Consider the following 24,680-nt stretch of genomic DNA (forward strand, 5'->3'; position numbering starts at 1 on the left):
GTAATTGTGTAAGGGTTGCGCGGAAGAGAATTTCGCGGCGCACTGTGCGAGTCAGGGCGTGGCGGATTGGTGGGAGTTTTGGCTGGACGGCACATCCGGCCCTCCATGGCCGGATTGGGAAAGGCTTTGCGGCGTGTTTCAGCGCCCTCTGGCGGGCCGGCTAATCTTCCTCATCGTCCATGTCGCCGTGTTTCATGTGCCATTTCCCGCGGAGTTCGGATTTGAACTTCTCCAGCTTGGCTTTCTGCTCATCATTGAGCATCTCTTTGAACTTATTCTGATACTTGTGCGCCAGCGCCATCCGTTTGACCTGGACTTTACCCCATTCTGCACCGAGATTGTCGAGGGTCGACTGATCGGCGCCGGACTCGAGGGCGTCTTTGATCTGCTTGTGTAACTTCTTGCTTTGCTCCTTCAGCTGCTTCCGCTCTTCGCTGGTGCTCTCCCGATAGGCTTTCAGTTTCTCTTTCTGGTCCTTTGTCAGCTCCAGTTTCGCCTCCAGGGTCATCCAGAACTTATCGAACCGATCGGAGTGCTCGTGCCGCTGGTAGTTCACCGCGGTCGCACCGGCCTGGCCGGGCAACGCGATCAGGATACCGGCAAGCCCCAGGCAGGCTACAACTAACTTCCACGAATTCATGAGAACCTCTGCATCGTTCACCGTGTTGATACAGAAACCCTAGGCGGTGGATTTTGGCGGTTCAAGACATTCGATATAACTTTTTCTAGTAGCGGCAGCCCCATTCATCACATCGGGCCATTGCGGCATAGGCCCGCTCCATAAGCAGTTGCGCGGCCAGCCATCAGTCACCGCGCTGTGGTCGCCTTTGATCGATGTAGCGACACAGTGCTCCGGCCACCACATGGATCTTGAGACAATGCTCGTGGGTATCGGGGAAACAGGGTCGATCAATATTTCGACACGAATATCTATATTTCAGATTCGCTTATTTTGGGCCGCCCCAGCAGAACCTCTGTAACACGCCGCTCAAATCGGGATTCCAGCGCTCTCTTAAACTTCTCACTCCCCAGCGCCAAACCTTTATTCACCGACTTGCGGATTTCATCGATCATTCTCCCGTCGAGATGACTCCGAAAGAGTGACCTGTAGCGTTCACATCGCTGCTTTGGGTAGCGGCCTAGCGCCAGGTATTCCGAATGCGGCGTCGCCAGTGTGGATTTTCGACCAAGGCCGTTACAGGAATAGCTGGACCAATAATAATCCGCCGGCTCTTTCACCATATTCGCTCTGACCGGGTTGAGCTCTATATACCGATAGCATTGCAGCAGATAAGCTTCTGACTGAACCAGGCAGGATTTGTACCGCCCCTCCCACAGGGTTCCAGAGCGTCCATACTCGCGATTGAAATATCGCACATAGATTCGCCCGATCGCCTGCATCATTTTGCTGACCCCATCTTCAGACTGCGGCGTAACGAGCAGATGGACGTGATTGGTCATAAACACCCAGGCATGCACCTGAACATCAAATTCACAGGAGTACTCTTTCAACCAACCTGCATAAGCGATCAGATCCTGCTCTGAACAAAAGCAGGCCTGGCGGTTGTTGCCCCGCTGAATAACGTGCTGAGGAATACCAATGGGATTTAGGCGAGGCAATCTGGCCATCGTAGACTCCTTTCTAGCGATGGGCAGAGTGTAGCCGGGGGAGAACCTAGGATGTTCTATTTGGCGTCAAAATGTTGATCTGATAATCATCTAGCCGGCTCCCACCATAAGTGCCAACATCGAGTTTCCACACTTGATCTGCCACTCACAGGGGAGCCGAACGATGAAACTATATTGCGGAATCGATTTACACTCCAACAATTCTGTAGTTGTAGTTATTGATGAACGGGATAAACTCATTTTGAGCAAAAAATGCCCTAATGATATCTCAGCGATTCTTGGTCAATTAGCACCCTTCTCGGAGGATATTCAGACAGTTGTTGTCGAATCGACTTACAACTGGTATTGGCTTGTAGATGGCTTAGAAGATGATGGATACCAAGTGCAGCTGGCCAATACCGCGGCAATTCAACAATACAGCGGGATCAAGCACACAGACGATAAATCCGATGCGCGTTTTCTGGCAAACCTTCTAAGGCTAGATATATTGCCCACTGGCCATATCATGCCTAGGGAACAGCGGAATATCAGAGACTTACTTAGAAAACGTACTCTGCTAGTCAAGCAGCGCACTATGCTTAACCTAAACCTTCAAGGAATGATCGCTCGTCATACAGGCATGCGATTGAGTGCCAATCAGCTGAAAAGACTTGACCAGAAAGCCATTGATGAACTGATGGCCGAGCAGGTCGTCAGAGACTCGGCCATGATCAATTTGATGCAAATCGAAGCGATAAATAAGTCAGTTAAACTACTCGAACAGCGAGTTTCCGGATACTGCGTCAACACCACGGAAAACAAATTACTGCAAAGCATACCAGGTGTCGGTCAGATACTGTCCCAAATGATCGCGCTGGAATCCGGCAGTATGGACCGTTTCCCTGACGTAAGAAATTACTCCTCGTATGTTCGTTGCGTGCCCAGCAAGAAGATCAGCAATGGAAAGAGCAAAGGCACTGGCAACAAGAGGAATGGCAACCCTTGGCTTGCCTGGGCCTTTATGGAGGCGGCCCACCTAAGCGCGATCTGGAGCCCAGAGATTAAAAAATATTACCAACGCAAGACATCCAAGACTCATATATTGGTTGCCAAGAAGTCGGTAGCCAACAAGCTAGCGAGAGCGGTATATCACATGCTGAAACAGAATACGGTTTTCGATGTGAAACGCGCTTTCGCATGATTTGCGCCCCTGTCGCAGATCAAAATGGGGTAGGACAAAGAGCCAGCTACTCTGAATATCGCGACAGGGGCCTCTAACAGCAATTGCTGTCAAGAAGTGCCCTGGTGCCGAGCCATGCAAGGGGTGGCCCTTGAGGCCAAGACTCTGTAATCAAATAAGGACGGCAGCGGGAACTGATGATTTTCTGGTGCACAGAGTGCAACGGGCGAGGAACTACACCTGAGTGTGCAGTCCCTCTATAGGCCTAGATCCAGATGGGTGACTGAAGCACTTCCATTGAAGAAGCTTCTAAAATAGAAATTTCAGGCGCACGGACGGACACGATTGTCAGGTGATGGGCGATAGCCTAGAGCAGCCATCGTCCAGTTGACGGGGACCGGCTAATGGGTGACCCCAATTATTAAGCTCTCGTCGACCTTGGCGATATTGTTTCTGCGATGTTTGAGATTGCCGTAGCTGTCGTACTGGTCGTAGACCAGGTCGGACACATCGCAGTTGCCGGCCACGCCGCTGGTACAGCGCGCTTCGAGCAGGCCGGCGGCGCTGAACTGGCTGATTTCCACCATCAGGTCGCTGGCGAGGTGCTGCTGGGTAATGCTGTCGCTGGCGTTGCGGCTGTCGACGCTGCGCAGCTTGATACCCGCAACGAAATCCCAGTCTTCTGCCACACGGCCGGTGTCGTCGTAGAGGGTTTCTACGATGGTGCCGTCCGGGTACTGCACGCCCTTGACGCGGCCGTAGTTGCCGTCGATCTGGGTGGTGCGGGCGGTCTCGCGCTGCAGGCTGTCGTAGCTGTAAATCCGCTCGAAGTCCGGATCGCCAGAGGCCCCGGTGTGCTCGCGGTTCAGAGTACCGTAACCACCGTCGTCGAACTGGATGTGCTGCGCCGGGTCGCTGCCGGGGTATTTGTCCGTGAGGCGGCCGAGGGCGTCGTAGTTGAAAGTGGTCACCTGGCCCTTGGCGTCCCGGTATCGGTGCTGAGACCGCTGTAGTGAGGGTCGATCTTGATAGCCTAGAATAGCCCTCGCCCACTTTAACAAAAAATTTGAAGAAGGATTTTACGTCAAACTTCAACACATTTATTGCACTTTTTTAAAGTAACATTCTGCATCCTTACGCCCCCTCTCTTCAGGCCAAGGTTCATTATTTATCTTAATAATTCTAAAATCACCTCCACTATCTTTAGTCTTTGAAAACCAGATTTCGCCCTGCCCCACCATCACACCCGTAGGCCGCAATTTTAGGCCTCCAACATCTTGACAAGCAACTGCAGCCATTACCCATTTATTAAATATTCTTTCATATTTAGCAACAAGCTCTTTCTTGCCACTGATAACTGTTGGAACACCATCCACATAAACTCCAAGAGGGTAATTAATGTGCAGAGATATCCAGTCGACATCAGATGATGCTAGCCTCGCTCTTAACTCTTGAAAAAAACGAACCTCTTCAGATGCTACTTCAGAAGTGTTCGTACTTTTCATAGAAGAAACTCCGCTCTCATCTCCAGCCTGACACCCTACTGAAAAAAGCATCGGAAATAAAAAGATGATCAAAGCTAAAGTGCGCATTAGAAGTCTTCTCTATTTGTGATTAACATAATTTCCACTTTTGAATATTTCCATTTCAGCCAATCTCCGCTTTGTCAATCCTGGAAGCGGTGTCAATTTTTTCGTTATTTTATCTCTAATTTTGTCAATATCACGAAACTCCGAAATTCCAGCAGAATAGTTTCCTTTATCAAGCTGTTTTCTTGCATTATATCGAGCGAACTTCGTTGGTCCGATATTAAACACCAAGCTTACAGTTGCATCAAACTGCTGCTGAGAAAGCGGAGCGCGAACTAAAGAAAGCACTGCAGCTTCTGTCGCAGACAAATCTTTTTTGAAAAGCGCCAGAGCCTCTTTCTTAGATATGCCTTTATTGTAAATTCCACTCGTAATTTCTGAACGTGTTAACGCGTGCCCATATCCGATAGTTAATATACCCGCAGCATCAGGATAAATGAACTGCTCATATGATTCATAACTTCTGATAAAGTCTTCCCCCTTCTGACTCGTAGTTGTAGCTGCAGAAGAGGGCTGTTGTGATGAACTTATGCTACCTGAAGGGTTTGAACACTCATAAAGTGTTCCACATCCCGCAAAATGCGCTTGATTTGCAGTATCCACGGCACTCTGGCCATTGCTTCCACTCCCAGGGTTTTCTCTAGTCCCATTGCCCTTTGGCGAAATTACCGCAACTGCCCCAACCTTACCACCTCCGTTACCATTGCCCTTCAAATAGATTACAGTAGTACCGTCAAGCAGCTTAACCTTCACCCCACCACATCGAGTGGAATTACAAGCATCAATCGCGCTCTTGACCTGTTGCCCCGTGTTATCCGAGACACTGATATTCGTGCTCGGTAAATTGACCACATACCCCGTCGGATCCGTATACCGCAACGGATTATTCATCACGTAACTGTACGGATTATACGCCTGACTATTCTCCGGCATCGAGATAAACGGATCCACACTCAGGAACCTGCCCAGATTGTAGTCATAGGCCCTACCGTTCATATGGATCAACTCCACCCCATCCAGGTGCTCGTGGTTGGTAAAGCCCCGTTTGGTGGTGGTTCTCTGCAGTAGGCCGCCGTTACTGTCGTCCTCATTCAGGTCCCGCGCCTTGCCGAACGGGTCGAAGCCCCGGCGCTCCTGCACCGTGCCGGCGATATTGCTGACGCTTTCGATGGAGCCGAGGCGGTCCTTGTGCAGGAACTGCCATTCGCTGGACTGGGTGGTGCCGTTGAGGGTTTCGGTGCGGTACTGGGCGAAGTCGGCGACGGTGGTGCGCTCGGTGACGGTGAGGTTGGCGCCGTCCTGGGTCTTTTCGTATTCGTAGGCGCCCAGGTAGTAGCGCGTGGTGGTGGCGCTGCCGTCGGTGGCGACCTGCTTGTAGCGGCTGTCGTCCGAGCCGTAGTAGAAGGCGGCACTGTTGCCGTTGCTGTGGCTGATGGTGCCGGGTTTGTTGTTGACGCCGTAGCTGATGGTTCTGAGTCCATCGGCGGTGAGGTTGCCGTTCAGGTCGTAGTGATAGCTGCGGGTGCTCTGGTCTTCCAGGGTGACCTGGGTGACGGCGTTGGGGCCAGCGTTGTCGGTACTTCTGCCACTGTCCCCGTACTGGTAGGCGTTGGGGCTGTCGGCGGAGAAGTCGGTTTTGTACAGCAGGTTACCGACGGCGTCGTAGCCGTAGTCGACGGTGGCGTGCAGCGTGCCGGGGATATGGGTATCCCAGCTGCGGCTGGACTGGATGAGGCGGTGCAGGTTGTCGTAGGTAAAGCTCTCGTCGACCTTGGCGATATTGTTCCTGCGATGTTTGAGATTGCCGTAGCTGTCGTACTGGTCGTAGACCAGGTCGGACACATCGCAGTTGCCGGCCACGCCGATGGTGCAGCGCGCTTGGAGCAGGCCGGCGGCGCTGAACTGGCTGGTTTCCACCATCAGGTCGCTGGCGAGGTGCTGCTGGGTAATGCTGTCGCTGGCGTTGCGGCTGTCGACGCTACGCAGCTTGATGCCGGCGACGAAGTCCCAGTCTTCGGCAACGCGGCCGGTGTCGTCGTAGCGGGTTTCTACGAGGGTGCCGTCCGGGTACTGCACGCCCTTGACGCGGCCGTAGTTGCCGTCCCAGGCGGTCTTCTGTACGAAGACGTTGCCGTCGATCTGGGTGGTGCGGGCGGTCTCGCGCTGCAGGCTGTCGTAGCTGTAGATCCGTTCGAAGTCCGGGTCGCCAGAGGCGCCGGTGTATTCGCGGTCCAGAGTACCGTAACCACTGTCGTCGAACTGGAAGTGCTTCGCCGGGTCGCTGCCGGGGTATTTATCCGTGAGGCGGCCAAGGGCATCGTAGTTGAAGGTGGTCACCTGCCCTTTGGCGTCCTGCTGCCAGCGCAGTTCACCGAGGGCGTTGTAGGCGAACTGCCAGTTACCCATATTCGGGTCGCTGAGGGCGACCTTGTGGCCGAGGCCATTGTAGCTGGCGGTGATGGCATTGCCGGCGACATCCTGGATCATGGCCACATTGCCCAGAGCGTCGTAGCGGAAGCGGGTGTACTGGCCCTTGGCGTCCTGGTGATACAGGGGCTGGCCGAGTACCGTGCTGCGGCTGGCCATCATCAGCACCGGGCCGAGGCCGTCCGGGGTGACTGTGATATCAGTGCTGAGGCCGCTGTAGTCGTAGTTCACCTGGTAGCTGATCGGCAGGCGGCTGACCGACTTGTGGCCGGGGCGGTTGAGGGCGTCGAACTGGGAATAGTCAACGGTGCCGTAACTGCTGGCGGCGGCGCCGCTGTAGTGCGGGTCGACCGCCTGGGTGACGCGACCGCGCTTGTCGTAGGTCTGCCACTGCACGATGGTGCCGTTGGTGCCCTCGGCTTCCCGGTAGACTTCACGACCCAGGGCGTCGTAGTAGGTCAGCACCATCGGCGCGCCGGCCTGCGCGGCGATCTCGAAGTAGACCGCGTGGCGATTGTTCGCGGCGGACGGGCAGCAGCTGTCGCACCACTGGCGCGACAGCTGTTGCGCCGGTACACCGGGGGCATCGGTTTCGGTCAGGTGGCCGAAGTGGTCGTACTGGTTGGTTGTGGTGTGGCCGTTGGCGTCTTTCTGGGTCAGCGGCTGGCCGGTGCGCGCGTCGTAGGTGGCATCGTTGGCGGCAACCCCCGCGCCCCAGGCGCTGCTGTAGGTCTTGGCCACGAAATAGCCGTTGTCGCTGCCGGTGGAATACGCCATCTGCGTCCAGCGGCTCAACCATCGGTCCCCACACGGAAAAAGCTATTTTGTTAAAAAGCATACGCAGGCGCTGCTGGAACGCTCTGTTAGTTCCTTTTCAATCGAGCCCAATCCTATCGATACGCCACCGAGGCACGCAACAACTAGTCGCAATTCAACATTTTTTTAAAAATCTCCAAGCGCGTGCTAAGCACACCCCGCCTAATCCCCGCAGCCACCGATGCCTTACCCCCCTCTTCTTCAAGATCTGCTAGCGTCAGCTTCATCCCTGTATCATCGACAATGTCATCCTGAAAATACCTATTCCCTATTGCTTCGAGCCCTTCATTCAATAATTTATTAGCATCGGAGTATCTCTTTTCGATGATTGCCTTATCAGCCTCGGAAAGCTGATCACTAGCCTTGTTATAAATCTCGACATCTCCAGAACACTCCCTCACCTCACCTCCTTGGCTGGGTCTTGATGCGTCAGCATTGGCGCAAGAAGAAAGTCCAATCGCTCCACAGAAAACATAAAAAACAACACTATTCAACTTTTTTAAAAAGCCCATCTTCACCCTCATAATATGTCAAATTATACTTCCTTGCGGTTTCCAATGCCGCCTTCCGGCTAGCCAAACCAAAACCCATACCACTTCGAACAAGCTGGGAAATTCGATTATTCTGACTATCGTCGGCTTCCCGATAATTGATTTTCTCTGGGGTTTTCATTGTTCGCATAAACATAAATTGCCTACTGCCGCTCTGGGCAATAATTATTTTTAAGCCGTTGTTAATTAGATAAGCGGAATCACCGCCACTCAGAGAAACCCCAGTATACCCTCCCTCACTACTATCATATGGATGCGTATGAAAAACCCCAACAACTATGAAGTTAGGTGATGGCACGGACAAATCCGGGGAAAAGGTCCCGGACTCTCCTCCCCCTTTATTAATCAAATACAACTTACCGTTTCTTCCTTTTATGACCGTACCACCATGTTCTTGGCTTTTTCCGTTTGGAAAACTCTTCCCCCACAAGCCTTTGAATTCAGAGTCTAAAGATGACAGGTCAACCTTATCCGGAGCCGACGCTGGCTTAGCAGGAGTAACGGAGCTAAAGCTGGAGTTTTGACCAGAGGAATCAGCCTTAGGCTTACTTAGCGAATGGCTGCTGTCCCCTAGCGAAATTAAAGCAGTATCGCCAACTTTACCGCCTCCATTGCCATTACCCTTTAGATAGATCACCGTAGTCCCATCTGAAAGCGTTACCTTCACGCCTCCACATCGACTGGAGTTACAAGTATCTATTGCCTGTTGCGTTTGCTGCGCCGCTTCGTCGGTCACTGTTTCACTGGTTCCCGGCAATTGTGCTACATAACCAGTTGGATCAACATACCGCAGCGGGTTATTCATCACATAGCTGTACGGATTATATGCCTGAGAGTTGGCGGGCATCGAGATAAACGAATCTACGGACAGGAACCTACCGAGGTTATAGTCATAGGCCCTACCGTTCATATGGATCAGCTCCACCCCATCCAGGTGCTCGTGGTTGGTAAAGCCCCGTTTGGTGGTGGTGCGGTTTAGCAATCCGCCGTTGCTGTCGTCCTCATTCAGATCCCGCGCCTTGCCGAACGGGTCGAAGCCCCGGCGCTCCTTCACCGTGCCGGCGATATTGCTGACGCTCTCGATGGAACCGAGGCGGTCCTTGTGCAGGAACTGCCACTCGCTGGACTGTACGGAGCCATTCAGCGTCTCGGTGCGGTACTGGGCAAAGTCGGCCACCGTGGTGCGCTCGGTGACGGTGAGGTTGGCACCGTCCTGGGTCTTCTCGTATTCGTAGGCACCCAGGTAGTAACGCGTGGTGGTGGCGCTGCCGTCGGTGGCGACCTGTTTGTAGCGGCTGTCGTCGGGGCCGTAGTAGAAGGCGGCACTGTTGCCGTTGCTGTGGCTGATAGTGCCGGGTTTGTTGTTGACGCCGTAGCTGATGGTTCTGAGTCCATCGGCGGTGAGATTGCCGTTCAGGTCGTAGTGGTAGCTGCGGGTGCTCTGGTCTTCCAGCGTGACCTGGGTGACGGCGTTGGGGCCGGCGTTGTCGGTGCTTCTGCTGCTGTCCCCGTACTGGTAGGCGTTGGGGCTGTCGGCGGAGAAGTCGGTCTTGTACAGCAGGTTGCCGGCGGCGTCGTAGCCGTAGTCGACGGTGGCGTGCAGCGTGCCTGGGATATGGGTGTCCCAGCTGCGGCTGGACTGGGTCAGGCGGTGCAGGTTGTCGTAGGTGAAGCTCTCGTCGACCTTGGCGATATTGTTGCGGCGGTGGGTGAGGTTGCCGTAGCTGTCGTACTGGTCGTAGACCAGGTCGGAGACGTCGCAGTTGCCGGCCACACCGCTGGTGCAGCGCGCTTCGAGCAGGCCGGCGGCGCTGTACTGGCTGGTTTCCACCATCAGGTCGCTGGCGAGGTGCTGCTGGGTAATGCTGTCGCTGGCGTTGCGGCTGTCGACGGTTCTGAGTTTGATACCTGCGACAAAGTCCCAGTCTTCGGCGATGCGGCCGGTGTCGTCGTAGCGGGTTTCGACGATGGTGCCGTCCGGGTACTGCACGCCTTTGACGCGGCCGTAGTTGCCGTCCCAGGCGGTCTTCTGTACGAAGACGTTGCCGTCGATCTGGGTGGTGCGGGCGGTCTCCCGCTGCAGGCTGTCGTAGCTGTAAATCCGCTCGAAGTCGGGACTGCTGGAGACGCCGGTGTACTCGCGGTCCAGGGTGCCGTAGCTACTGGCGTCGAACTGGAAGTGCTGCGCCGGGTCGCTGCCGGGGTATTTATCCGTGAGGCGGCCGAGGGGGTCGTAGTTGAAAGTAGTCACCTGCCCCTTGGCGTCCTGCTGCCAGCGCAGTTCGCCGAGGGCGTTGTAGGCGAACTGCCAGTTGCCCATATTGGGGTCGCTGAGGGCGACCTTGTGGCCGAGGCCGTTGTAGCTGGCGGTGATGGCATTGCCGGCGACGTCCTGGATCATGGCGACATTGCCGAGGGCGTCGTAGCGGAAGCGGGTGTACTGGCCCTTGGCGTCCCGGTGATACAGGGGCTGGCCGAGCACGGTGCTGCGGCTGGCCATCATCAGCACCGGGCCTAGACCGTCCGGGGTGACGGTGATATCGGTGCTGAGGCCGCTGTAGTCGTAGTTCACCTGGTAGCTGATCGGCAGGCGGCTGACGGACTTGTGGCCGGGGCGGTTGAGGGCGTCGAACTGGGAGTAGTCGACGGTGCCGTAACTGCTGGCGGCGGCGCCGCTGTAGTGCGGGTCGACCTCCTGGGTGACGCGGCCGCGCTTGTCGTAGCTCTTCCACTGCACGATGGTGCCGCCGGTGCCCTCGGCTTCCCGGTAGACTTCCCGGCCCAGGGCGTCGTAGTAGGTCAGCACCATGGGCGCGCCGGCCTGGGCCGCGATCTCGAAATAGACCGCGTGGCGGCTGGTGGCGGCGGACGGGCAGCCGCTGTCGCACCACAGGCGCGATAGTTGCTGCGCCGGTACACCGGGGGCATCCGTTTCGGTCAGGTGGCCGAAGTGATCGTACTGGTTGGTGGTGGTGTGGCCGTTGGCATCTTTCTGCGTCAGCGGCTGGCCGGTGCGCGCGTCATAGGTCGCGTCGTTGGCGGCCACCCCGGTGCCCCAGGCGCTGTTGTAGGTCTTGGCCACAAAGTAGCCGCTGTCGCTGCCGGTGGAATAGGCCATCTGGGTCCAGCGGCTACCCTCGATGGCGGTGTTACCACTGCCATTACTGGTGAGCGTCACCCGATCGAGCTGTTTGAACGGGCCGTTGAAGCGATTGGTGGTGACCAGGTTCAGCGCAGTGTCGTTGCTCGCGGTGGTCACCTTGGTCGGCTGGCGGGTGCCGCTGTCGGTGTACTCGTAAGTCTTGGTGACAGTGACATCTTTCAGCCCATCCGCGGGGAATTGGCGCCAGTCCGCATAGCTGATCACGTGGTGCTCGGAGCTGCTGCTCAGTTTGAACCACCAGCTGGTGGTGTCCAGGGTGAAGTTGTTGTCCTTGGTCGTGGTCTTGGTCACATCACCGCTATTGTCGCTGACCACTGTGGTTTTACCGGTGAGCAGGCCCAGGTAGTTGTAGGTCGGGGTGACGGTCTGGGTGCTGATCACGCTGCCGTCCAGCTCTTTCTTTGTCGTTGTCGAGGTATCGGCGTAGACAAATTTGGTGTCGGCCAGCTGGCCAGTGACCACCGTCAGCTGGTTATCCACCACGGCGGTGGTGACGAGATTTCCGCTGCTGTTGCGCACCCTGGTTTCCTGATGCAGTACCGAACCGGTTTCCGGGAAGTCCTGGGCAAAGGTTGTCACCACTTCCGCATAGGGCTCCGTGTCCGAGTCCGATGCGTATTTGCTTTCGGTGATCTCACCAAACCCCTGGTTGCCCCGCCCCTGCAAATTGAACAGGGAATCCCTGTAGCTGAAGGTGCTCTTGTTGAGGCCGCCCAAGCCGTCGCTGGTGCGGTACTCCTTGACCGCGTGGCTGTGGGTGCTGCCGTTGATATTGGGGAACGACTGGCTGGTGCTGGTGACGGAATAGAAGCTGGGATCACTGTGCAGCATGGCGTAATCGAATTCATGTTCAACACCAAGCCCTGTGGTGACCCTGCTTACTTGGTCGCTTGCACTACTCTGGTTGTAATACACATAGACGCCGGGCTGACTCGCATAGGGGCCGGACATTTGCACGGTAAAGCCCATACCCGACTCAACATCTTTAGAGCCATAGCGCGTTACCAGGTCCGGATAACCATCAGCGTTGTAATCTGCCGGGTTGAGGTCTGTCAGTGGCGCCAACACGCCGGAAAGCTGTTGCGCCGCACCATAGGAAATTTTCCCGGAGCTATCGTAAGAACCGAGGCGGATACTCCAGTGATAAAGATCCATTCGATCTGCAAATGACTGTCGCTGGTCCCAGGAAATGCAGCTACCGGTACAACCGGCCATTTCATAGGCGGGGGTAACATCCGGTATCAGCAGATCCGTAATACCATCACGGTTATAGTCCAGAGTTCTAATATATCCCTGCAAAAACCTCTGATTTGAAAACCTGGAATCATCTTGGAAGAGAGAGTCGCTGAATCCGGTACTATATTGCTCCTCTATAAAATTCCCGCCGGTATTAATGTGCAGAACCCAGCCACCAGGATTGTAAAGCAGCAGGTCGATCATGCCATCCTGGTTGGCATCGAGGAACACCGGACTGTAGTCGTTATCAATTAGCGGTATATCTTCTATGCTCGGTATAACGGCCTCCGTGGACAGGCTGCTGCCATTCCATTGAGTTGTTAGCGCCAGGATCTGCTTTCTGCCGTCAGGGTAAATGCTAACACCTACCAGATCCGGGTCTCCGTCCCCATCATAGTCCGTAACAGTCAATGGGCTATCAATCGACAATCCTTGACTGCGATGCACCATGGCGAAGGTGCCGTCACCATTGGCACGATAGAAGTCCAGATAAACGCCGCCAGCAGACTCCTGATGGGTGGTGACTAAATCCTGCCTGCCGTCGCCATCAAAGTCCATGGAGTAACTTGAGCATGCTCGATATAAGTTTCCACCCTGCGGGCTAACGGGATAAGTATTCCACGGAGAGTTTATACATCGGTAGGAAACACCATTGCTGTCAGTAACAAACTGGCTCCCACTCCAATGTCCGTACGCTTGCGGATGATATGACACATTATCGACTCGTCCATCCCCATCGACATCAATACCGTTGTTATTAAAGGTTGTAGATTGATCGTCCGGCAGTTGCATGCTTGCCGTCTGATAAGGCAAACCGACTTCTCCGCCGGTAGAGGAAAGTATGATATTTCCAGGAAGGCCGTCTTTACCCAGAATTATATCTTTCTGGCCATCTCCATCATAATCATAGGAAGCGCTGATGGAACCGCCAAAATTCCTATAGTCACTACCCAGTGAATCAACCTGGACCGGAGAGGCTGCAAATCCGGGCTGCCAGTCATCCCAATCAAAGCTGGTTGGCAAATAGCATTGGGTATAGATACCGGAATCGTCCCAGCCACACAATGTAACAGATTTTATCTTTGATGATGTCGTATTCGAATAATAGTCAATGAAGTAGTCTCGCACTTTTTTGCTATTGGCATAGGTGCGCACCTGGCTCAATCGTTGATCGAGCAGCCTTCTACTACCATTACGGTAACTCACTTGAATGTCGTTACGAGATTCGTAGGTGAAGTGGACACGGCGATTTCCCTGAGTATCGCCATCGCCGGTGTAATAAATATCGCTGATATAAGATCCGCCTTCGAAAGCGGTGTAAGTGTAAATTACGCTATTATCCTGAAAATCTTGGGACTTGCGTAATTTCCATGCAACGCGGATACCATTGCGCACAACCTGACTATTGCTGGTATCTCCGTAATAATCAACGGTGCCATTGCTGTGCTGCACAGTGAAAGTAGCACCGGCCAGGGCACCCGATTGCACGACTTTTAGTTGCGGCTTGGTTTCTGGGTAGTAAGTAGAACCACCATCTCCGTAAACACTGTCATTGCTTGACAATACCAGGCGCTCACCATTCAGGCAGAGCTTGTCATTCGCATCGTCCGTTACGCTACCGGAGCTATTATCCAACTGATAAATATCTGCGCACCGGCGAATGGCCCCACCCGCGGACAAATTGCCGCCGAGTCCCAACAAGCCATTACCTGCACTGCTGGTGTACTTGATGGATAAATTGGGCTGCACACCAGCCCTACCTGGCGGCACCACAATCGGCATCGACAGGCTGACGCTACCACCATTAACACTAACCTGTGGATTCAGCTGGCCCACAGTCGAGTCATTTGCCGGTACAGCAATGGAATTCAGGGGAGCATTCGAGATGTCGCCAATAGCCAGAGAAGTAATATCAATGGATTCCACGCTGGAAACCGCACAGGAAATCGACGTATTACAAGCGGTCAACTGATATTCCCAGCTTTCATTGGGGGCAGTCTTGATGACGCTGTCACTGTTAGCGGTTCCCTGATAAACAGTGCTCCAACTGCTGGTTCCGGCCTGGCGTTCCTTTAAAGTCCACTGGGTTACACTACTTCCAGCCGAAAAATTCGCATCGAAACTGCTCCGGGGCTTGCTTTCGGTTGGCACTGAAAGTGCAACGGCTTGTGGGAGCTGGCGGGCATTGATCGCACTGCTCGCACTGCTGGTCGAGCACGCCCAGTCGAAATCGTTACAGTGTGAAACCTGAAAATACCAATAGCCATCGGTCAATCCGTTTGCCGTTGTGGTTGCCGTGCTAAGGTTAGATCCTGGGTCGTGTTCGGTAAAACTTCCACTACTACCTTTGCGGCTAAGTAATTTGTAGTAATCTCCATCGGTTGCAGCAGACCCGAAATCAATGGTTGCACTTTGATTCACGGTTTGCGCGGGAACATCAGGTGCACCGGGTGCAGGTGGCAAGAAGCGCACATGACCGATAGCGCTGACAGATGAATAACCCGAGCAGGCCCAACTGAATTCATTGCACCCCCGGACTTTAAAGATCCAATCCCCTTCGCCCAGCTCTCCCAGTGTAGTGGTGAGACCAGTAGCCCCGGTGATTGCACTTGTCCAGCTATCACTATTTAGCCTTTTTCGGAGGTCATAATACGAGGCCGAACCACTCGGCTCACTCCAGGACACAGCCAAACTACCGTTGGTGCTATGGTCATCGGAAATGGGGGCCGCAGGTGTTCCCGGTTTACGCCGCACATAATTAATGCCGCTCGCCGCGGAATAAGAGCTGGAACAGGCCCAGCTGAATTCATTACAGGCGCGCACGCGGAAATGCCAGTTACCATCGCTAAGTGTCGGAGGTGTACCACTAGTGGCACTGGTGCCCGTAATCGCATTGCTCCAGGATCCGCTACCTAACTGCTTCTGCAAATCGTAATAAGTGACAGTCCCGCTAGGTTTACTCCAGCTCACTGGCACGCCGCCATTGGTGCTTTTTACCCCTGAAGATGGTGCAGTGGGAATCCCAGGTCTGAAGCGCACATGGCCGATAGCGCTGACAGATGAATAAGCCGAGCAGGCCCAACTGAATTCATTGCACCCCCGGACTTTAAAGATCCAATCCCCTTCGCCCAGCCCTCCCAGTGTAGTGGTGAGACCAGTAGCCCCGTTGATTGCACTTGTCCAGCTATCACTATTTAGCCTTTTTCGGAGGTCATAATACGAGGCCGAACCACTCGGCTCACTCCAGGAAACAGCCAAACTACCGTTGGTGCTATGGTCATCGGGAATGGGGGCCGCAGGTGTTCCCGGTTTACGCCGCACATAATTAATGCCGCTGGCCGCCGAATAAGAGCTGGAACAGGCCCAGCTGAATTCATTACAGGCGCGCACTCGGAAATACCAGTTACCATCGCTAAGCGTGGGAGGCGTACCACTGGTGGCACTGGTACCCATAATCGCATTGCTCCAGGATCCACTCCCTAACTGCTTCTGCAAATCGTAATAGGTGACTGTCCCGCTAGGTTTACTCCAGCTCACTGGCACGCTGCCATTTGTGCTCTTTACACCCGAGGATGGCGCATCTGGAGTCCCTGTCTGAAGCGCACATAATTGATTCCGCTAGCAGTAGAATAGCTTGCACATGCCCAGCTAAATTCATTGCATGCCCTAACGATGTATGTCCAATCACCTTGACCCAAGCCGGAAACAGACTTGCTCGTGCCGCTGTAATTGCTTACGACGCTGGTCCATGATCCACTCCCTAACCGCTTTTTAAGGTCGTAATAAGTAGGAGTTCCCCCAGGCTTGCTCCAAGTAATGGTCATAGAGCCATTTGTGCTATGTGCACCAGAGGAAGGCGCGTCGGGCCGACTTGGCTTACGTCGCACATAATTAATGCCGCTGGCCACTGAATAAGAGCTGGAACAGGCCCAGCTGAATTCATTACAGGCGCGCACGCGGAAGTACCAGTTACCATCGCTAAGCGTGGGAGGCGTACCACTGGTGGCACTGGTACCCATAATCGCATTGCTCCAGGATCCACTGCCTAACTGCTTCTGCAAATTGTAATAGGTGACTGTCCCGCTAGGTTTACTCCAGCTCACTGGCACGCTGCCATTGGTGCTCTTCACACCCGATGAGGGCGCACTGGGAGTCCCTGGTTTGAAACGTACATAATTGTTCCCGCTGGCCGGCGAATAGCTGCTGCATGCCCAGCTGTACTCGTTACACGCCCTGACCCGGAACTTCCAATTACCCTCTCCCAGCCCGGAGACGGTCTTGCTTGTGCCGCTGTAATTAGTTACGACATTGGTCCATGATCCGCCACCCAATCGCTTTTGAACATCGTAGTAAGCAACATCCCCTGCGGGCTTAGCCCAAGTTATGGTCATAGAGCCGTTCGTGCTGTGAGCACCAGAGGACGGGGCCGCAGGTCTGCTTGGCTTTACACGGACTTTTATCGTATTGCTATAGGTGTAGTCACTACAGGCACCCTCGCAAACCTTCACTCCAAATTTGTAATCTCCACTGCCGGACACCGTGAAGGTCGAACTGAGATCTGGTGCATTTTCGAAATTTGTTGCAGACCAGGAAGTTCCACTGACAGATTGGCCGGTGACCGTGTAAGTGGTCAAATCAACCAACCCGGTGTAACTCCACGTAACGGTGACAGTTTTACTGGTGCTTGTAGAGGGAACCGACACGTTGGAGGCAGGGCTGGGAGGAACAGGGTCTCCTACGGGGGGCAGCGCATAGATTACTTGTGAAAATGCCGCCGCCATCAGAAATGTCAAAGCCGACCAAGCTTGTTTCATCTGATCCCCCAAAGGATAAATTATGATTTTTATAGGCTTTGGAAGATAAGGGAAAATTTCACTGCAAATCAATTACACGCCATTACACGGTCAGGCATTTTAAATTGATCACACTGAAAGATTGTGAATATTGCGATTTAGGCAGGAAAATAGGTTTTTAGAGGAAAGTCGCGTGAGTAATGATCAACCATCTATCAATGGCCTTCTGAAATCTACGAAATTGAGCAGTGCTCCGGCCACCGCATAGGCCTCGAGGCGATGTTCGAAGGAGTCTGTGCGCTCGAACTCCATTCGCGCCAGGCAGTCGTGGATCCAGCGGTTGTCACTGCTACGGGACTTCCACACGCGGCGCCCGGCGAGCATCAGGCGCAACAGTGCCCACCGGTGTTTGCGGCGGCACTTCAGTTCCTGCAGCGCCACTGCCAGCAGGGCTTCTTCATCGGTAAAATCGGTGCCCAGCGGGTAGTACGGCAGTCGTTGCAGGCGCTGTGGATCGTCGAAGGTGGCCGCGATGCGCTCGGGCGTATTGTCGCTAAACTCCAGCGGAATGGTGTAGTCATCCTCGATTTTGCCGGCGCGCCGGGCCGTGTCCAGCAGCTCTTCCTGGAAGCGGGAATCGCAGATGCACAGCATCGCCGCAATGACGTCGCGATCGGACTTTCCGCGCAGGTCGGCAACGCCGTACTCGGTTACCACGATATCGCGCAGGTGGCGGGGTATGGTGCAATGGGGGTATTGCCACACGATATTGCTGTTCACTTCACCATCGCGATGGCGGGTACTCGGCAGTGCGATGATCGAGCGCGCACCGGGGAGCTGGTGCGCCTGCGCCACGAAGTTGTACTGGCCCCCTACCCCGCTGACCACCTGATTGTCGGCGAGCCCATCGGAAATCACGGCGCCGGTCAGGGTGACCATCATGGCCGAGTTCACAAAGCGCGCCTTTTGCCGCTGCGCCGCCTTCAGGTGGAAGTCTTCGCAGGCGTCGTTGATATAGTCGATCGCGGTCATGTTGATACCGGCACGCTCCCCGTCCGCCAACTCCCTCAGTTCCGCGTACATGGATTCCGGGCCCAGATAGAAGCCGCCGTGCAGCCAGATGCCGCCTTTGAGCTTGCCGTTCAGGCAGCGCCCGAGCAGGCGGCGACGGCCGTGCTCGCTGTGCAGGTCGCACTCCTCCTCTTCCCCTTCGGGATTCAGCAGCTTGTGCCCCCGCCAGCTGTAACTGGGGTCGACAATCCCCAGTTGCTGTAGAAATTCGGTGTCCGCCGGCGTCAGTGGCGAGCCGATACGGCCACAATCGCGCAGCGCCAGCAGGGTGTCTTCGTTGACGGTGGTGGTAATGGTGTCGCTATCGAGCAGTTGCTGCAGCGCTGCATCCGGGTAAACCTCGCGTCTCAGTACGCCAGCGCGGCGCAGTTGCAGGAATCCCGGCGGCACCATTTCGCTGGCACCGTAGAGACCATGCTGGAAGGTGTCGAGCATCGGCGGCAGCAACTGGCGCAATTGCAGCGAGTCGTCGCAGGTCAGGTCGCGCAGCAGCTCCCGGTAAGCGGCATTGTCGGTATGGCGCAGGCGCAGGATATGGCAGATGGCATCGCCCAGCGCGCCGATGCCCACCTGCAGCGTGCCGCCGTCCGCCACCAGGCTGGCGATATGCACGGCCAGCGCGTACTCGGTGAAACCCACCGCCGGCGCTGGCGCCGCGAACAGCGGTGCGTCGAAGGTCTCCCCCTCGAGCAGAAAATCGAAGTCCGCGGTATCGAGCACGGCGTCATTGCCGAGAAAAGGCAATTGCGGATTGCACTCGCCCAACAGCAGCAGTGCGTCGTCCCCGCGGGCGCGCGCCTCGCGCAGTAGCGGCAGAGTCAGGTCGGTGTTGCTGCTGATGCTGAACTGCCCGTGGGGGCCCGGCGACACCATCTGCGCGACCAGGTTGACCCCGCGATCGAACAGGTCGCGCACCACATGGGTGTAATTGGCGCTGACGTAATCCTGCTGCACCGTGCGGTTGCCGAGAAAGCTGCCCGGCTGCAGGAAAAATTCACACACCTCGATATTCGGCGGCAGGCGATTCTTGCGCCGCGCGGGCGTATAGCCGAGATCCTGGTAGTGGTTGTAGACGCGGTCCAGCAGGGGCTGGATAAAGCGGCGCTCTATCTCGCCGTGCCCCAGCGGGCGCTCCAGGGTCAGTGCGGTATAGATTGTCAGGCTGATGGAGGGGTCCGCGGCAGCGCGGGCATAGAGGGCGTTGGCAAAGTGATTGGCCTTGCCGATACCGAGCGGCAGGCCGAGCACAATGCGTTTCCCCAGTACTTCCAGCACTGCGTCGACGCAGCGCTCGGCACTGTCGAAGCGCTGCGGTTGCTTGTCGCCCGTGTTTTCAGACGTTGCCATCGCCCTGTACACCCTGCCGGCTGCCCGCCGGGGCAGCGGTTATGCAGATTTGCCCAGATCGTCGAAGTGATCCACCTGAATCGCCATATCCACGGCATCGGCCGCTTCGCGCAGCTGGGTCGCCTCTTCTTCACTGATCAGCTTTTGGTCCAGCGCCGCATCGATATCCTTGCGGTGGAAGGTGCGGATGCCGCCTTTCTTCATTTTGTCCCTGCCCTCTTCCGTGGCACAGACCTTGTTGAAGGCCTGCTCTATGAGGTCGACACCGTCGCCGGGATTGCCGAGGAACACCCCGCGGGTGAGGCGGTCGCGGGTTTCCGACGGCGTCAGCAGCAGCTCCGCACAGGCCTGTGCCTTGCGGTCTGACGGCGTATTGACACTGTGGCCCCAGGGCATGGTGAGAAAGTGCATCAACTGCCCGAGGAAGCGCACCGGGAAATTCTGGAACACTTCCAGCAGGCTCACTTCAATCCGGTGCAGGCCCGCACGCATGGAAAATTCCAGCAGCGGGCGGTCTTCTTTCGGGCTGCCATCGTCCTTGTAGCGCTTGAGCGCGCAACTCAACAGATAGAGCTCGCTCAACACATCGCCGAGGCGCGACGAAATAAGCTCCTTGCGTTTGAGTTCACCGCCAAGCGACATCAGCGAAATCTCGGTGGTCAGGGTAAGAATCGCCGAGTAGCGGTTCAGCTGGCGATAGTACTTGGCCGCATCACCAACACCGCGCGGACTGCTGGCAAAGAGTCCGCCGGTCCAACCGTGGAAGACGCCGCGTAGCAGTGTCTTGATTTGAAACCACAGGTGTTTCGGCAGCAGCTTGTCGAGTGCGTCGACACCGGCTTCGGTATCCGGGTTTTCCGCCGCCATCATCTCATCGAGCAGGTACGGGTGACAGCGGATTGCACCCTGCCCGAAGATCATCAGGCTGCGGGTGAGAATATTGGCACCTTCTACCGTGATCGCCACTGGCACGGCGCGGTAGACATTGCCGATATAGTTGAGCGGCCCGTCCATAATCGCCTTGCCGGCGTGGATATCCATGGCATCGTTGACCGCCTGGCGCAGGCCGGTTGTGGCGTGCGCCTTCATGATGGCGGAGACCACCGCCGGCTTGAGTCCTTCGTCGAGCGCGCGGGTGGTGGCCTTGTGGGCGCTGTCGAGGACGTAAGCAATGGATGCAATCTCCGCCAGACGCCGTTGCACGCCCTCGAATTTGCCAATCGGGATGCTGAACTGCTCGCGGATGCGCGCATAGGCGCCGGTGGTGCGCGCGGCCATTTTGGCACCGCCGGTGGACAGCGACGGCAGTGAGATACCGCGGCCCGCGGCCAGTGCGCTCATCAGCATCTGCCAGCCGTGGCCGACGTTGTCCTGCCCGCCGATAATCCACTCCATCGGCACGAACACATCCTTGCCCCAATTGGGCCCGTTCTGGAAGGCCTGCATGGCCGGCAGGTGGCGCTGCCCGATGCTGACGCCGTCGGTATCGGTGGGGATCAGGGCCACGGTAATGCCCAGCGACTCCTCCTCGCCGAGCAGATGATCGGGGTCATAGAGCTTGAACGCGAGGCCGAGAATGGTGGCCACCGGGCCCAGCGTGATATAGCGCTTGTGCCAATTGACGCGCATCCCCAGCGTTTTCTCGCCCTTGTACTCGCCGTAACAGACCACGCCACGATCGACCATGGCGGCGGCGTCGGAGCCGGCCTCGGGGCTGGTGAGGCCGAAACAGGGGATCTCGCGGCCGTCGGCGAGGCGCGGCAGGTAGTAGTCCTTCTGCTCGTCGGTGCCGTGTGCCATCAACAGCTCGCCCGGGCCGAGTGAGTTGGGGACCATCACGGTAACGCCGACGCTGGTACTGCGGGTGGAAACCTTGGTGACAATTTCCGCATGGGCGCTGGGCGAGAAACCCAGACCGCCGAATTTTTTCGGGATAATGATGCCGAAGAAGCGCTCCCGTTTCAGAAACTGCCACACCTCCTCGGGGATATCGTGATCCTCGTAGCTGATTTTCCAGTCGTCGACCATGCGGCACAGCTCTTCCACCGGCCCGTCGATAAACGCCTGCTCTTCCTCTGTCAGCTTTGGCGGGCCCATGCTCAGCAGCTGGTCCCAGTCCGGCTTGCCGGACAGTAACTGGGCGTCCCACCAGACCTCACCCGCTTCCATCGCCTCCCGTTCGGTGTCGGAAATCGGCGGCAGGATCTTTTTGATCAATTTCAGCAGCGGCGCGGTGATCCACCTCTTGCGCAGGTCGCTCATTTTCACCTTCCTGATGACAGAGGGCTGCGGCGCAATATCAGCGCGCGCAGTAAAGACATTCAGCTCACTATGATAGGCGACAAAATCAAGCCAATGCCAGTGCGCCGATGCCGCTGAAGATGATCAGCGCCGCAATCAACCGGCGCGGCGAAAAGCGCTCGTTCAGCGCCAACACGGAGATGACAGAAGCAAACAGGATACTGGTTTCGCGCGTGGCCACCACCGCTGCTACCGGCATCACCGACGTCGCCCAGAGTGCCACAGCAAAGGCCCCGCTGGCCAACATTCCGGCAGCGGATCCGCGCAGCAGATTCGCGCGTGCAAATGACAGGCCACGCAGCGGCTGGGTCAGCAGCACCGAGACCAGTATTCCGCCAGCCGACAGCATTTCCAGCCAGGCGACAAAACTGAGCGGATTCGCCACCGTCCGCACCCCCGCCGCACCGAGAGTGGTGTAGCCAGTGATCGCCACACCGGTGCCCACCGACAAAAGAATTCCCGGGCCGGATACCCGCAGCTCCTTCATGATCAGGGCAAAGATGCCGCAAGTGACCAGCAACACACCGGTCAACTGCAGCGGCTGCAGCGATTCATCCAGAAACAGCAGTGCGGCGATGGCGACCAGCATCGGCGTCACGCCGCGGGCGACCGGGTAAGCGGTGCCGTAGTCGAGCACGCGATAGGAGTGCGTGAGCAGGAAAAAGTACAGGTACTGGAACAGCGCACCGCCAATCAGGTAGCCCAGGGCCCCGGCGCGGGGCAAGGGCGTCTGGGTGGCCAGCAATGCGCCAAACAGCAGACCAACACTGCGGATCATGGCCAGCTGCAGAAAACTTTCGCCGCTGTGTTTGACTACGGCATTCCAGACGGCGTGGGCCAGCGCCGACAGCAGGACCAGCCCATAAATGAGTGATTCCGGTACTGACAAGGTATACGGCTCGGGTTGCACTGCGACCGCTGTGGCGACGAAGCACAATTGCTATTTTGCAATAATTGCATCGAAATTCTGCCAGCTACGGCCAGCCGGGGGTAACTGCCCTGTACGCCATGTGCACACTGGTCGCGCTCGGCGCTATCCGGACAGCCCGGCTGCATCAAAGCAGGGGCTGCGGTGAAACGATCACGCCGTTATTGTCCGCGTACAGGAATTCTCCAGGCCTGAAGGTGACGCCGCCGAAAGTCACCGCGAGATCGCGCTCGCCAATACCTTTCTTTTCGGTTTTCATCGGGTGGCATCCCAGAGCCTGTACCCCTAACTCTAGACCAGAAATCTCATCTACATCGCGGATGCAGCCGTAAACAAGTATTCCCTGCCAGCCATTATTGCAGGCCTTTTCTGCCAGTTGATCACCGAGATGGGCGCGACGCATGGAGCCGCCAGCATCCACGACAAGCACCCTGCCGCCGCCCTCTTCGGCCACCAGTTCGCGCACCAGGGAGTTGTCCTCAAAACACTTGATCGTCGCAATCGGTCCGCCGAACTGCTCGCGGCCGCCGTAATTGATAAACATCGGCTCCACCACGCGCACCAATTCAGGGTGGGCATCGCAGAGATCGGGAGTGGAAATTGTCATGGTGGCCTCGATTGATCTGCCGGAAGGATAAGACACGGATAATAGCGGCCGAGCGAGTGCAACGCAGCAGCTTTGGTCAATAGCGGATATCTATTTGCTGGATATTGGGCACTCACAAAAAACCGGCGCAGTCTCCCGCGCCGGCTTTTGCTACGCATTGATGCGCTCTCAATCAGTAACGGACTCGCACCGGTGTGCCCACACGGGCGTAATGGAAAAATTTGCGAGCCATTTGCGGCGGCATGCGCACGCAACCGTGGGATGCCGGGTAACTCGGCACATGTCCGGAAGCGTGCATACCGATACCGCCATTGAAGCGCAGATAGAAGTTCATTTTCGCTCCGCGGTAGTAGGTTCCCGGCGGGCGACGATCGCGTCGTGTATTGACATTGGCCTTCACTACGCGGCCGGTGCGCCGGTCGACGAAGCTACCGTAAATGGTGGAGCGGTGATTCGGCCGCTTCGCCAGTACGCGGAAATGGCCGGCACTGGTGCGGTGGCCACTCTTGCCGGAAGAAACCCTGGAGACACCTACCAGTGTGCCGCCTTTGTAGAAGTATGCGCGCTGTTCGGAAAGTGAGATGGTAATGGAGGCCGGCCCGGATGCGGCAGCAGCGGCGTAATCGTCAAACCAGTTCACACCGCGGCGATCGGGATTTGCCCAGCTGTTGGCGGTCAACAGCAGCAGGATGAAGAAAAGCAGTCCGGTATACCGTCGAAAATCCCAGCTGACTCTGATTCTATGCATGGTTCACCTCACTCTCTCGGTCTGAAAATGCGGAGGTCGTGCGCACTGTGTGTCCACTTGTTTTGGTGAAATTTCCGGGGCGTCGCCCTGTCTGGCTTTCCCGGAAAATGCGCTACTGTGTATCCGTGTTGACGGCCTCTTGAACACAATTTCGATTCTATTGCGCATAACCGCGTCGCTTAGACCGAATGTTTCTCTGCGCTGGTTGAGTTATCGGGTTGGAGCCTGAACCTAATGTGTGTCCACACGTCCGGCGAGGAGAATTGCAGGAAAAAATTGGGGATTTTTACCGGTTAGAGATAACAAAAATCTAAA

At 56.1% G+C, this 24,680-nt stretch carries 13 protein-coding genes; 1 reads left to right on the top strand and 12 read right to left on the bottom strand.

Going from position 1 to position 24,680, the window contains the following annotated elements:
• Nucleotides 1-160: 160 nt before the first annotated feature.
• The gene (locus ABDK11_RS10290) at nt 161-640 is read right to left on the bottom strand and encodes a Spy/CpxP family protein refolding chaperone (RefSeq protein ID WP_346836418.1); all 480 of its coding nucleotides are present in this window, start codon (nt 638-640) and stop codon (nt 161-163) included.
• Nucleotides 641-930: 290 nt separating this feature from the next.
• Entirely contained in the window at nt 931-1,629 is a 699-nt protein-coding gene (locus ABDK11_RS10295) for a transposase (protein ID WP_346836419.1), read from the bottom strand.
• A gap of 163 nt (nt 1,630-1,792) precedes the next feature.
• Here ABDK11_RS10295 and ABDK11_RS10300 point away from each other — a divergent pair, with 163 nt between their 5' ends.
• Entirely contained in the window at nt 1,793-2,809 is a 1,017-nt protein-coding gene (locus ABDK11_RS10300; protein WP_346836420.1) for an IS110 family transposase, read from the top strand.
• Between the two features lie 380 nt (nt 2,810-3,189).
• On the opposite strand, the gene ABDK11_RS10305 is transcribed toward ABDK11_RS10300, so the two are convergent.
• The 10 genes from ABDK11_RS10305 to ABDK11_RS10350 form a co-directional block, all read right to left on the bottom strand.
• The gene (locus tag ABDK11_RS10305) at nt 3,190-3,849 is read right to left on the bottom strand and encodes a hypothetical protein (protein ID WP_346836421.1); all 660 of its coding nucleotides are present in this window, start codon (nt 3,847-3,849) and stop codon (nt 3,190-3,192) included.
• Between the two features lie 39 nt (nt 3,850-3,888).
• On the bottom strand, nt 3,889-4,380 hold the full coding sequence (locus tag ABDK11_RS10310) for a hypothetical protein (protein WP_346836422.1): 492 nt from the start codon (nt 4,378-4,380) through the stop codon (nt 3,889-3,891).
• Between the two features lie 12 nt (nt 4,381-4,392).
• On the bottom strand, nt 4,393-7,599 hold the full coding sequence (locus ABDK11_RS10315; protein WP_346836423.1) for an RHS repeat-associated core domain-containing protein: 3,207 nt from the start codon (nt 7,597-7,599) through the stop codon (nt 4,393-4,395).
• A 125-nt stretch (nt 7,600-7,724) separates the two neighbouring features.
• Complete coding sequence (locus ABDK11_RS10320) at nt 7,725-8,132, bottom strand: hypothetical protein (RefSeq protein WP_346836424.1); 408 nt, start codon at nt 8,130-8,132, stop codon at nt 7,725-7,727.
• On the bottom strand, nt 8,107-16,023 hold the full coding sequence (locus tag ABDK11_RS10325) for an RHS repeat-associated core domain-containing protein (protein WP_346836425.1): 7,917 nt from the start codon (nt 16,021-16,023) through the stop codon (nt 8,107-8,109). The genes ABDK11_RS10320 and ABDK11_RS10325 overlap by 26 nt, the downstream gene beginning before the upstream one ends.
• Nucleotides 16,024-17,567: 1,544 nt before the next feature.
• A complete protein-coding gene (locus tag ABDK11_RS10330; protein WP_346836426.1) occupies nt 17,568-19,781 on the bottom strand; it encodes an acetyl-CoA hydrolase/transferase C-terminal domain-containing protein in 2,214 nt (737 codons plus the stop codon).
• A 39-nt stretch (nt 19,782-19,820) separates the two neighbouring features.
• Nucleotides 19,821-22,043, bottom strand: coding sequence for an acyl-CoA dehydrogenase (locus ABDK11_RS10335; protein WP_346836427.1), 2,223 nt, complete (start codon nt 22,041-22,043; stop codon nt 19,821-19,823).
• Nucleotides 22,044-22,128: 85 nt separating this feature from the next.
• Complete coding sequence (locus tag ABDK11_RS10340; protein ID WP_346836428.1) at nt 22,129-22,971, bottom strand: DMT family transporter; 843 nt, start codon at nt 22,969-22,971, stop codon at nt 22,129-22,131.
• Nucleotides 22,972-23,137: 166 nt separating this feature from the next.
• Nucleotides 23,138-23,617, bottom strand: coding sequence for a ribonuclease E activity regulator RraA (gene rraA, locus ABDK11_RS10345; protein WP_346836429.1), 480 nt, complete (start codon nt 23,615-23,617; stop codon nt 23,138-23,140).
• 172 nt (nt 23,618-23,789) lie between these two features.
• Entirely contained in the window at nt 23,790-24,365 is a 576-nt protein-coding gene (locus ABDK11_RS10350; protein ID WP_346836430.1) for a L,D-transpeptidase family protein, read from the bottom strand.
• Between the last annotated feature and the right edge of the window lie 315 nt (nt 24,366-24,680).

This window comes from Microbulbifer sp. SAOS-129_SWC (assembly GCF_039696035.1).
In the GTDB taxonomy this organism is placed as follows: domain Bacteria; phylum Pseudomonadota; class Gammaproteobacteria; order Pseudomonadales; family Cellvibrionaceae; genus Microbulbifer.